Origin of the sequence: Halarsenatibacter silvermanii (assembly GCF_900103135.1) — a bacterium.
Lineage (GTDB): Bacteria > Bacillota > Halanaerobiia > Halanaerobiales > Halarsenatibacteraceae > Halarsenatibacter > Halarsenatibacter silvermanii.
The window spans coordinates 107,298-119,135 of sequence record NZ_FNGO01000007.1; the positions used below are offsets into that span (position 1 = coordinate 107,298).

General features: G+C 40.3%; 14 protein-coding genes. All 14 read left to right on the forward strand.

Translation table 11 applies throughout. The annotated features are described in order from the left end of the window. The gene (locus tag BLT15_RS05400) at nucleotides 1-420 is read left to right on the forward strand and encodes a hypothetical protein (protein WP_089759441.1); all 420 of its coding nucleotides are present in this window, start codon (nucleotides 1-3) and stop codon (nucleotides 418-420) included. Nucleotides 421-967: 547 nt separating this feature from the next. After that, the gene (locus BLT15_RS05405) at nucleotides 968-1,321 is read left to right on the forward strand and encodes a DUF4870 domain-containing protein (protein ID WP_089759443.1); all 354 of its coding nucleotides are present in this window, start codon (nucleotides 968-970) and stop codon (nucleotides 1,319-1,321) included. A gap of 56 nt (nucleotides 1,322-1,377) precedes the next feature. After that, on the forward strand, nucleotides 1,378-2,403 hold the full coding sequence (locus tag BLT15_RS05410) for an OmpA family protein (protein WP_089759445.1): 1,026 nt from the start codon (nucleotides 1,378-1,380) through the stop codon (nucleotides 2,401-2,403). 126 nt (nucleotides 2,404-2,529) lie between these two features. Next, the gene (locus tag BLT15_RS05415; protein ID WP_089759447.1) at nucleotides 2,530-3,234 is read left to right on the forward strand and encodes a hypothetical protein; all 705 of its coding nucleotides are present in this window, start codon (nucleotides 2,530-2,532) and stop codon (nucleotides 3,232-3,234) included. 383 nt (nucleotides 3,235-3,617) lie between these two features. Further along, nucleotides 3,618-4,592, forward strand: a complete 975-nt coding sequence (locus tag BLT15_RS05420; protein ID WP_089759450.1) for an Rpn family recombination-promoting nuclease/putative transposase — start codon at nucleotides 3,618-3,620, stop codon at nucleotides 4,590-4,592. After that, the gene (locus BLT15_RS05425) at nucleotides 4,593-4,814 is read left to right on the forward strand and encodes a hypothetical protein (RefSeq protein WP_089759452.1); all 222 of its coding nucleotides are present in this window, start codon (nucleotides 4,593-4,595) and stop codon (nucleotides 4,812-4,814) included. A 162-nt stretch (nucleotides 4,815-4,976) separates the two neighbouring features. After that, nucleotides 4,977-5,288, forward strand: coding sequence for a hypothetical protein (locus tag BLT15_RS05430; RefSeq protein ID WP_143423022.1), 312 nt, complete (start codon nucleotides 4,977-4,979; stop codon nucleotides 5,286-5,288). Nucleotides 5,289-5,333: 45 nt separating this feature from the next. After that, entirely contained in the window at nucleotides 5,334-6,395 is a 1,062-nt protein-coding gene (locus tag BLT15_RS05435) for a HEAT repeat domain-containing protein (protein ID WP_089759456.1), read from the forward strand. 53 nt (nucleotides 6,396-6,448) lie between these two features. Then, nucleotides 6,449-7,867 carry a glycosyltransferase family 2 protein gene (locus tag BLT15_RS05440; RefSeq protein WP_089759458.1) on the forward strand — a complete coding sequence of 473 codons (1,419 nt, stop codon included), beginning with the start codon at nucleotides 6,449-6,451 and terminating at the stop codon, nucleotides 7,865-7,867. Between the two features lie 16 nt (nucleotides 7,868-7,883). Further along, the gene (locus tag BLT15_RS05445; protein ID WP_089759460.1) at nucleotides 7,884-8,255 is read left to right on the forward strand and encodes a response regulator transcription factor; all 372 of its coding nucleotides are present in this window, start codon (nucleotides 7,884-7,886) and stop codon (nucleotides 8,253-8,255) included. 13 nt (nucleotides 8,256-8,268) lie between these two features. Continuing rightward, nucleotides 8,269-9,348 carry a family 16 glycosylhydrolase gene (locus BLT15_RS05450; protein ID WP_089759462.1) on the forward strand — a complete coding sequence of 360 codons (1,080 nt, stop codon included), beginning with the start codon at nucleotides 8,269-8,271 and terminating at the stop codon, nucleotides 9,346-9,348. Nucleotides 9,349-9,354: 6 nt separating this feature from the next. Then, nucleotides 9,355-10,554, forward strand: coding sequence for a hypothetical protein (locus BLT15_RS05455; protein WP_089759464.1), 1,200 nt, complete (start codon nucleotides 9,355-9,357; stop codon nucleotides 10,552-10,554). A 329-nt stretch (nucleotides 10,555-10,883) separates the two neighbouring features. Continuing rightward, a complete protein-coding gene (locus BLT15_RS05460) occupies nucleotides 10,884-11,141 on the forward strand; it encodes a hypothetical protein (RefSeq protein WP_089759465.1) in 258 nt (85 codons plus the stop codon). Between the two features lie 5 nt (nucleotides 11,142-11,146). Further along, nucleotides 11,147-11,838, forward strand: a 692-nt coding sequence (locus BLT15_RS05465; RefSeq protein WP_143423023.1) for a sensor domain-containing diguanylate cyclase, incomplete at its 3' end; no start/stop codon positions are given.

The window sequence follows — 11,838 nt, forward strand, 5'->3', positions numbered from 1 at the left end:
GTGGTAATCAAAAGACTTTATAAATCCTGCTATGATTGCAAACATTATCGTGCTGCCACAGAAAGGGACAATTTTCAACGCGGAGATAAGAAAGATATCATATACAATTGTGTAAATACTAATATAAGTTATCAGTTTGGCGACAAATATAACTGGATGCCGGAAGAGATGGCCAGAAACTGTGAAGAGTTCACTCCACGAGTTTATGAAACTGAATGCTCAGTGTGTGGTGATAAATTTAAGCTTATACAACCTGATTGGAAGCTGTGGCGCGGTGAAAAACCTGTCTGTTCTTTAAAGTGTTTAAAAAAGGATAAATTTGAGCAGGACAAAAATAACCATAAAAATAACAATAACATAAACAATGATGATAGCGAAGAAGATTTTATTTCACCTTATGAAAATGATGAACAGGATTAAATAAAAATTAGATATTAGTTATCATCCCTAAGCCGTTTTGAAAGAAATTCGAGTAAAAGGGAAATCTTCGAAAGCTTTTCGAAATATCGATAAAGCTGAGATTGTATACGGCAGAGTTATCAAGCAAGATTACCAGCGTGTTTTTCAGTATGTGACGGTAGCTATAGATTTTCCCACCGGGATATGAGGGAAGTTGTAGAAAAGGAAACTCCTGAAAGGAGGGATGATTACATGACCATCGCGGAAGATTTAATTTAATATAGTGCGCGCAAGCCCCCGGCTTTTGACCAGGGGTTATTTTTTTAGTGGAATTATTCATTATTTTATAAACTTTTGAAGGAGAATTAAATACTTTATTGAATTAAACAATGAAACAGTTGATTAGTTTTTAATAAATTATAAATTTTGAATATTAATACAAAAAGTATCCCCGCCTGCAGGTTTTAAAGCTTTCAGCAGAAGATGAATTGGAGTTATTAAACCAGCTGCAAGAGAAAAGGGCCAAAATTTTAGATGACAATTGAAAGTCAAAGGAGGTATAAATTATATGGCTGACAGTGAAACTGCTCTGGGTATCGATGAGAATTTTGAGGCGGTGCTCTGTTATGTTCTGGGCTGGCTTACCGGTATATTATTTCTGGTCGTAGAAAAGAAAAATGAATATGTAAGATTTCATGCCATGCAGTCACTGGTGGTCTTTCTTTCCCTGTTTATTTTATCCGTTGTCATCGGCTGGATACCGATTATAGGCTGGTTAATTTCTATTCTGATTTTCATAACGGGTCTGGTTCTCTGGATTTTACTTATGGTTAAAGCCTATCAGGGAGAAACTTACAGACTGCCCTATGCCGGAGAGTTTGCGGCAAAACAGTTGATGGAAAAGGATGAACCGGAAAGTTGAATAAAATTCAGCTGCGATTTTGAAATAGAATCGAGATAAAGGGGGTCAGTTTATTAATGATTTATAAAAAAGCCTTTCTGACAATAATGGTGATTATGGTATTTGTGGTTTTTTCTTTTACGACAGCTCTGGCTTTTCCGGCAGACACACCGGCTGAAGATGTTACAGACAGCAGCGATCATCCTTTAATCTCCCGCTTTCCCGGATCCTATATCAGATTTTACGAGAGTAAAGATTATGATGAGTTTACCCTTCCTTTTAGTGAGCTGGAAACAGCGGAATTCGAGGATGAATATGAAGAATTTGCGGATAAAGATCTAAGACTTGAAGGCAAAATAACCCAGCATTTTTATGTGGTACCTGAAAGGCATTCCTCGCTGGAAATATTCAGAAATTATGAGCAAGCTTTAAAAGAAAATAATTTTGAAATTTTAGTTCAAAAAGATGCTGATGTGGATGAGTGGTTCAGCAGACCGCTTTATGAACAGGTAAACTTCCAGGATGCTTCTGAAACCAGTTTTGAAGGCCTGGATCCTGATAAACAAAGTGGCCGCTACCTGATGGCTAAACTGAGCCGGGCCGAGGGTGATGTCCATATATCTATCTTTACCGCCCGACATGGTTATTATGGAGGAAGCTGGCCTGACGGACAGCCGGCAGTTTTCCAGGTTGTCGTGGAGGAAACCGAGCTTGATACTGGTTTAATTGACATGGAAAGCGTCATGCAGGATATAGAAAGCAAAGGTAAAGCAGCTATTTACGGTATCCACTTTGAAGTAGATAATGATGAAATCGAAGATGAATCAGTGCCAACCATAGAAAAAATTGCAGAGCTTTTAAAAGAAAATCCTGACCTGGAACTCAATGTTGTAGGACATACAGATAGTACCGGAAATTTAGATTACAATATTGATCTGTCAGAAAGAAGAGCTGAATCTCTGGTAGAATTCCTTGTAAATAATCATAATATAGATAAAGACCGACTTAGTTCCTTTGGAGTCGGCCCCCTTGCTCCTCAGGCTACCAACGAGACAGAAGAAGGAAGAGAGCAAAATCGCAGGGTGGAATTAGTTAAGCCTTGATTAAATTTGCACCCCATTGATTAAGTGATTAAGCGCCGGAGTCTCACGCGAGATACCTTGCTGAAAGCAAAATAAATCTTTTTGAAAATGAGAAGTTATTTATACTCCCCTGAGGAGGCCGATAAAATGAAAGTTAAAAGCAGATTAACTGCCGGGATCACTTTATTTATTATGATCGCTGTTCTGTTTATCGTCCTAACCGCTGGCTTTAATCCCCTGCAGGCTCAGGATAACCCGGAAGATATATCGATGGAACAACTTGAGACTCCCACAGAATTGAGCGAGTTAATTGAGCTCTTCCACAGTCTGGAGTATAGCGTGAAAGTACATTCTCAGGGACAGTTAACACAGGATTCTCTCATAAATTATCAGTATGAAGGATCCGAGACCCTCCAGGGAGTAGAAACCGAAGTTTTATCTTTCACCATGACAGGTGTCGAAGAACAGCTTTCTTCGCTCAAGGTCTGGTTTGATGGGGAAGAAGTTCGCCAGATGGAAGTTGATGGGGAATTTATACCGGCAGAAATGGCTGAAATGATGAAGGATACAGTGCTGCGGTCAGTAATGTTTCCCTTTTACAATTTTGCAGAATTTGCTGCAGAGGACTTGAGTAAATTGGGGGATGTCAGCAGGAGCAGAGAAGAGATAGCTGGAGAGGAAGTGGACATCGTCCGCATAGAGATACAGGATAGACCAGAATATGAAATAGATAATGCTGTAACCAGGCTGGCCGAGTTTGAGGATTTTATGATGGTAATCAGCTATGATTTTTCTTCTTCGGAGCAGGATATGGAAATTCAGTTTGCCATTGAATCGCTTGAATTTCGTTGAATTTCTGGATTTTTCGGCAGTAAAGAATTGAAGCATATATTCAATTGTTATGGCTTTAGCTCATATAATTCAATTTGGACCAATTTAATTACAGGCCTAAATTGTGAGCTGGGGGATTAATTTCCTCCAGCTTTTTTTATTCGCCAAATACATTCTTTTGTGATGACTGAACCTATTAAAAGTGGAGAAAATGTTTTAATCAAAGAATTCAGCCCTGGAGCTGAAAATTTTTGAGGTGCAGGTATCCCAACAATCATAAAAAGTTAAAGAAAATCTAATAAGTTTTCACAGGTGTAGAAATTAAAATATTTTCAGGTGATAAAATTAACTTCCCGATAGGTATGTGGTATAATAATATTGCGAAATAAAGTGAAGGTGATAAAATGTCAATGAAATATACGCCCCACGATGAGCTATTCAAGCATGTAATGGGACATCCGGAGACTACCAAAAATTTTATAAGGGAATATCTACCTGAAAAAATAGTAGATAAGGTTGATTTGTCGCTTTTTAAGGATAAAACTGAGGAATATACTGACGAAAAGTTGGATGATTACAGAACGGATTTGGTGTTCAAAACTAAGCTGGAAGATGGGCAGGATGCTTATTTCTACTTTCTTTTCGAACACAAAAGCAGTCCTGACAGAAATACGGTATTTCAGTTACTCAGGTATATGACATTAATCTGGGAAAAAGCTTTTGAAGAGAAAGAAGAATATCCAGTCATACTACCCATTCTATTTTACCACGGAGAAACTGATTGGAATTATGGGGAGTCACTGGATGAAGTGCTGACAGATGTTCCTGACTGGGCGGAAAGATTTACTCCTTATTTTGACTATCAGGTGTACGAAACTCATAAATCTGAAAAAGAATCTGATGACCCTTTGTTTCAAGCTTACACTCTTCTTTTGGAAGCTGCTCAGTTGTATGATGAACAGGCAAAAATTGTTAATGCTTTAAGAGAAGCGCTGAATTTTTTCGATAAGGCCGTGGAAAAATTCAATATATCAGAAGAATTTAAGTATGTTTTTCGTTACATCATTGCTGCGATTGAGCTGCCGCCTCATTTGATGCAAAAAATTGTAAATGAAGAATTCCCCGAAAGGAGGGAAAAATTTATGGCTATGGCAGAAAAGTTACGCGAAGAAGGTAGGAAAGAAGGTAGAAAAGAAGGCAGTAGAGATACGTTAAACCTCATGAAGGAAACTATTAAAAAAATGAAAAACAAATTTGGCAGTGATAAAACTATTGATTTGGTATTAGAAATTGAAGATTCTGATGTAAATAAGTTAGAGGAAATTAATACTGCGATTGAGAAAGCAGATAGCATTGAAGAATTAAGGGAAATGATTTAGATGACCATTGAAAAAAAGTTACGTGAAGAAGGAAGGAAAGAAGGAAAAGAAAAAACCTATGATATTTTAGTGCAAATCACTTCAAAATTTGGAGAGTTGAATCCAACTACCATTAAGAAAGTAAAGAAGCTGGATAAGCAATCAAAACTTACTGAAGTAGAAAATGTTTTATACGATTCTGAAACATCAGAAGAATTTGAAAAGAAAATTGATAGCATTTAATTTCAGTTTATGCCTCTAAAGGCTTTAAAAAAGACAGACATTTGTATTCCCTAAATGTTCTAAATAAATCTTGCTAAGAAGAAGGTTGGTGTTTTGTAAGACAATTGATGGAAAACCGGGAGATGAAGGTGGAAAATTTTAGTGTTTTTAACATCTATTATTATGCTGCTGTTTTGTTTTTTTCTGGCCTTTCCGCTTCTGCAGATTCCCCGGCTGCCGCCTGCGGCCGCTGCCTCCGGGTATGATTTAGAGACATCTCCGGCTTCACTCAACCCCGATCCGGACCCGGGCCAGCTGGAGATATTCAGCTGGTGGACAGCTCCCGGCGAAGAAGAAGGGCTGGCCTGGCTCATGCAGTTCTTTCAGCAGGAATTATTAGCAGAGAAAACAGAAGCCGGCATTTTTGCCGGCTTAATTTTTTACCTGGAAACTTGTTATTTCGCAGTTAAGGAAGGAATCAGGAAAAATTATTAGAATTATAAGATAACAGGTAAACGCAAATATGAAGAAGGTGACAAAATGATTAATCTTATTGGCCTGGCCATTATTATATTATTCTGCCTGATTGCTGTTATACTGGGGATAATTCTGTACAATCACTGGAGTAAAACCCGTTATAATCAGAAATTGGAGCAGAAAAAAGAAAGGTGGGAGCCTGCTTTATACGAGTATTTAGCCGGCGAGAAGGAAGCTGAAGAATTATCTGCGGAACTGGACGGCGACAGCAAAATTTTAAAGGATTTTTTAATGCCCTATTTAAAAAATCTTCGGGGGGAAGATCATGACAGGCTGGTGAATCTGGCCCGAACGGCAGGGGTTACCGACCATTATCTGCAGAAATTAAAAAAAGGCAGCAAAAAGGAAAAAATAAAGGCTGCCAATTTTCTGGGCAAGGTCAGGGATAAGCAGGCTCTGCCGGTATTAAAAGAGATTCTCATCGATGAGGACAGCGATTTAATGATCGCGGCTGCCTGGGCGGCCGCTGAAATAGCGGATAAGGAGTATTTTACCCTGGTTTTAAAAAAAGTAATAAATGAAACTCATATGACCTACGAAGGTATTACTGAGTTATTGACCAAATTTGATATACAGATCTGTGAAGAGATCACCGAGCTGCTTTCGGGCTGGCTGAAAGCTGATAGCGATCTGGAAGATACCTACCAGTCTTCCAAAGAGATCATCGTATCTCTGCTGATCGATCTTTTGGGGCATTTCAATTATGTTCGGGCCTCTTCTTTGCTGGAAGATATCTTGAAAAAGGAGGATAATTCGGAGATTATTATTCATATTTTTAAAGCCTTAATTAAGATAGGCCAGCCTATTGATACTGATCTGGAGCCGTACTTACAACATGAAAACTGGGTGGTGAGAAGTCAGGCGGTGAAATATGCTGGAATTGTGGGAGAGGACAAATATTTAGCTGAATATACAAAATTGCTGAAAGAAGATAATAATTGGTGGGTTAAATATTATGCAGGCGAGACGATTTTGAAAATTGGAGAAACTGAAATTCTGGAAACTCTCGCTGGAACTCAGGCTGCTGGTTCCCGGATGAGCGAGTATATTCTCAATAAAGAATAGAGATTAGATAATTTACAGAGTTTAGTAAAATTTCAAACAGGAGTTAGTTATATATGGAGCTGCTGGAATACATAATTTTAAGAATGGATTATCTGGCTATTATTTTCTTTGCTATCATAAATGGTTCCTACATTCTGTTGAATATAGCAGCTTTTTTTTCCATCCGTCAGAGCTGGTTTTTTCAGAGTGTGGCAGATTACGAAAAAACTTTTCGGAGTGAGTTTTATAAACCGCTAAGCATTATTGTGCCGGCTTATAATGAAGCAGAAACCATTAATGAAAACATCAAATCCATTCTGGCACTTCAGTATCCAGAGTTTGAAATTGTAGTGATCAATGATGGTTCTAAAGATGATACAATTGATAGGCTTAAGAATGAATTTGATCTAATACCCTCCAGCCGGGTGGAAACTGCTGAGCTGGAAACTGAGGAGATAAAGGAAATATATAAGTCGCCTGATTATCCTCAGCTGACGGTGGTTGATAAATGTAATGGTGGGAAAGCCGATGCTCTTAATGCCGGCATTAATGTTGCTCAATTTCCTCTCGTCTGTAATATTGATGCCGATTCTTTGATCGATGGTGAAGCTCTATTAAAGGTAGTGGAACCTTTCACCAATGACTGGAGAGTTGTGGCAGCCGGGGGCAGTATAAGGATCGCCAATGATTGTGAAATCAAAGGAGGACAGGTGCAGAAGGTCAGATTGAGCTCCCGACCTCTGGTGATTTTTCAGGTAGTTGAATATCTCCGGGCTTTTCTTTTCGGACGCGTGGGCTGGGCGGCCATAAATAGTTTATTGATAATTTCCGGAGCTTTTGGGGTTTTCAAGCGCAAATATCTGGTTGAGGCCGGGGGATACAGCACCGATACCGTGGGGGAAGATATGGAGCTGGTATTAAAATTAACCCGGTATATTAAAAATTACGGTCGGGAGCTAAAAATTGTGTTTTTGCCCGATCCGGTCTGCTGGACGCAGGTGCCTGAAGACAGGAAAAGTCTGGGCAAACAAAGGCGTAGATGGCAGCGGGGGCTGGGAGAAAGCCTGGCCAAAAATAAGGAGATGTTTTTCAATCCCCGTTATGGTCTAAAAGGTCTGATAGCTTTTCCCTTTTTTGTTTTCGTGGAGTTTTTAAGCCCCATCTTTGAATTTACCGGTTATGCGGTGGTTTTACTGTCTTTGATTCTGGGCATCGGCAATATACAAATTTACAGTTTATTTTTCCTGACGGCAATTTTGCTGGGCGTACTGCTGTCCACTCTTTCTATCCTATTTGAGGAGCTGACTTTTCGTAAATATACAGGTCTGAAAGATATTTTGAAGTTATTCACTTTTGGCTTCCTGGAAAATTTTGGCTACAGACAGCTGCACACCTGGTGGCGCCTGCAGGGAATTTTTGATATAATTCGAGGCAGAAGTGATTGGGGCGAACAAAAAAGAAAAAAATTCAGCAGCCAGGAAGACGATTATTAAATGGCAGGTGAAATAGATGGCCGATGATAAAGATATTAAGATTTTGGTGGCGGAGGATGAGCCTTCTGTCCGCAGGCTTATCTGCTTTAAACTAAAAAAAGAGGATTTTATAGTCGATGAGGTGGAAGATGGCCAGGAGGCCATGAAAAAATTGCGCTCCGAATCCTATGATGTTTTGATACTGGATCTGATGCTGCCCATGCTCGATGGGCTGCAGATTTTAAAGAAAATAAATAAGGAAAATATTGATATCGCGGTGTTGATCCTGTCGGCCAAAAGTCAGGAGAAGGATATCACCCGGGGTTTTGAGCTGGGTGCTGATGATTATATCACCAAACCCTTTAAACCGCAGGAATTAATTATCAGGCTGAAAAAACTGCTAAACTGAGTGGTGACTATTTTTGCATTACATCGGTGACAAATTTTTAAATACAATGCTGCTGATTCTATTTTTATTCGTATCTCTTTTGTTTCTTTTTTCCGGCGGCGGGATAGTATCTGCAGAAACCGTCGAAGTTACCGGCCATCACATCAGCCGGGAATCTCTGCTGGAGAGAGGCGAATTAACTGCTGAGATAGATATAGAAAATCTGACCGAAGACGATCGGGAAATATGGCTGGGATATAGCCTCTTCGATCCCCGGGGAGAATGGCATGATATCGAACCCGGGAAAATTAAGATCAGGGCAAATTCCGGCAAAACAGTTGAAATCGCAGAAGAGATTTTTCCGGGAGCAGAAATTTTGGCCGGAGAATATCTGTTTGTGGCAGCAGCCTGGGATGAACATCCGGAGGATGGCGGCATAAGGCTGAGCGATATGAGAAAAAGAGAGAAGATAACTGCTGAAGATGGTGACAGGGTGAGGGAGAGAGATAAAGGTGAGGACGAAGATTTGGGCCTGAAATTTAGCGGACATGAGTTTTTGAAGGCCGGACATAGGCTGGGCAGAGGCTGGCTTAATCCTGAAAATGTGAAGCTGGAAAATCAGCGGCTAAAAATATCATCTCCGGCCGATAGTTTGCAGGGAGGAGAGGTCAGAACGGAAGATTACTTTTCCTATGGTTCTTACAGCGTGAAATTGAAATCCGATTATGCCCCCGGTTCTTTTTCCGCTTTTTTTCTCTATGAGGATGTGGATTATAAAAATGATGAAATCGACATCGAAATATATAATGACGGCAGCCGCCAGATAGATTTTGTTACCTTTGTTGAGGGGGAGAAAACCAACCATGAAAAAGCGGAACTTCCCTTTGATCCCGCCTCGGATTTTCATGAATACCGCATTGTTTATTTGCCGGACCGGATAAATTTTTATGTGGAAGATGAACTGATGGCCAGTTTTGACAGTGATCTTCCGGATGATGAGATGCGGATAATGGCAAATCACTGGTGGCCTAACTGGCTGGAAGCGGAAAGGAAACAGCCGGCCAGCGAGATATATATAAAACAATTAGATTTTCAGGAATTAAGGGAGCGTTAATTACTTATGGAGCTTATAAAGAATAAAATTTTCCTTCTCTTCGCGGCAGTCATTTTCTTTAGCCTGATTTTTACAGCTGCAGCCCCGGGCACCCAGGCTGAAGAGGTTGATGTCTGGAAATTGATCGGGGAAGGCGAGCATGAAAAAGCCCTGAACTGGCTGGAGGCGAGGGAGGACATTGAGTACAATCTGGATTTGAGATTTGCCCGGGCTCTTCTTTGGAGCTGGCAGGGAAAAGAGGAAGAGGCTTTAGAAGAGCTTTATGCCCTGCAGGAACTGGCTCCCGAACGTAAAGATGTTAATGAGCAGCTGATTAGAGTTCTGGGCTGGCAGGGCCAGTTTGCCGAGGCTGAAAAGGTGGCGAAGGATTTTGCCGATGAGGAGGAAGATGCTGAAATTATGGCCCTCTTGGCTGTTCAGGCAGAATGGCAGCAGAACTGGCCGCTTGCCTCTTCTCGCTGGCAGAAAGCGGCTGCCCTGGCAGAGGAAGAGGAAAAAGCGGCTGAATATCTCCAGGCGAGCGAAAAAGCCGAAATTGAGATGAGAGACAGATTGAGCGGAGAGCTGGAGGCTGTATTTCCTTCCGAGCAAAATTATGTAAATCTCGGATTTACAGTTGATAGATGGATTCGTCCCGGTTTAACAGCGAGAGTAGGCCTGGACCTGAATGAAATAGGCACCGGAGAACGCCCCGAACCTGTACTGGGCTTTTCTCTGCTGGCCGGCAGCCCCCTATTATCGGAAAAATTCAACCTGGGGACGGGAATTTTTTACAGACCTGATGATGATCGCAGAATGGAATTTACTTTAGAAGGAGGCTATCAATTTAGAGAGAGACAAACCCTGATACTGGAGACAAGAGCGGAGACATTATCTGAAGCCGGAGAAGATAGTATTATTGATTTAACCCCACAGTACACCATTAACTTCGATAACTTTGTTTTAAACCTGGGCAATACCATGCGAAGAAGGGATGATTTTCAGGCTGATTTTTCCCAGCAGCTGCGATTGAATTTTCCCCATAACCGCTGGCGGCCGGAAATTAAGGTCAGAAGATTTTTTGATGATGAATATACATTGGAGTTGAGTTTTGATCTGGCGCACAAAGACAGACTAAGCTCAATTGGGGAAGAATTTTTGATAAATCTTGGTTATTCGGAGGATGAGCTGAGAATCGGAACAGAAATAATAAACTTTGCTCGGTGATTTTTATTATTTGAAGATAAAAATATAATATTTTAACTACTATGTCAGGGCTATCCCTGGCGTTTTTTAATTGTTTTAGAACACATCAGTTTTATACTTCAGAACAAAAGTGTTTAGATGATGAATTGGAGCTATCAAATAAATTAATTTCGTGATATAATTATTTTAGAATAAAGAAAACTTTTTATTTTCCACAAGTTTAATTTCAACAACAATTTTAGGATCTTCTTGTCTTCAGTTTGGTTATACGATATCTATCAACTGATAACAAGAAGATCCCAATTTTATAAAGTATTGGGGTTAATTTAACCTTTAAAAGAGGTGATGGCATGGATGTCAATTCCCGGCAGCTGCTCTCTGATGATTACAAGATAAGCAAAGAATTTTTATCTTTTATTGATTCTATCGATGAAAATGCAGCAATTTTGGATGAAGAAGGGAAAATTATATATATAAATAAAGCCTGGATGGAGTTTGCCCGGTCCAATGATATGGACCGGGATGATTATGGCCCGGGAGAAGATTATTTAAAGATAACGAAAAAAGCCGAAGGAGAAGATGCTAAAAAAGCAAAAAAGGCAGAATAATCGAGGTGAATGATAGAATTTGCAGGATATCCGGATACAGCGAAGAGGAGCTGGTCGGTAATAATGCTTTTGAATTTTTGGTGCCTGAAGGACACGGAGAAGAATTCCGGAAAAATATCGACCGGGTGATGAAGGGAGAAGAGCTAAATTATGTGGCAACAGGCTGCAGAAAAGATGGCAGCAGTTTTGATGTTCAGCTCAATGAAGCAAAGGTGAGCCTGCCTGGAGGCGAAGATGGGGTATTATCCATCCAGATGGATATATCCGAGCTCAAGGAGCAAGAAGAGAAACTAAAATATTTGAGCTACCATGACGGATTGACCGATCTGTATAATCGCTATTATCTGACAGAAGAGATGGAACGCCTGAATACAGAAAGGCAGCTGCCGATCAGCTTGATTATGTGTGATGTAAACGGTTTGAAGATTATCAACGATGCCTACGGTCATAAAGTAGGCGATGAACTTCTGGTGAATGTGGCCGATATCCTGCGATCATGCACCAGAGATGAAGATATAGTTTCCCGCTGGGCCGGGGATGAGTTTGTGATTTTATTGCCGCAAACTAAAAAAGAGATCGCTCTGAAGATATGCACACGTATCGAAAATGCCTGCGAGAAAGCTGAATTCGGCGATATTCCCATCACTCTGGGGGTGGGAGTTGCTGCCAAACATGATACAGAAGAAAAGTTCGAAGA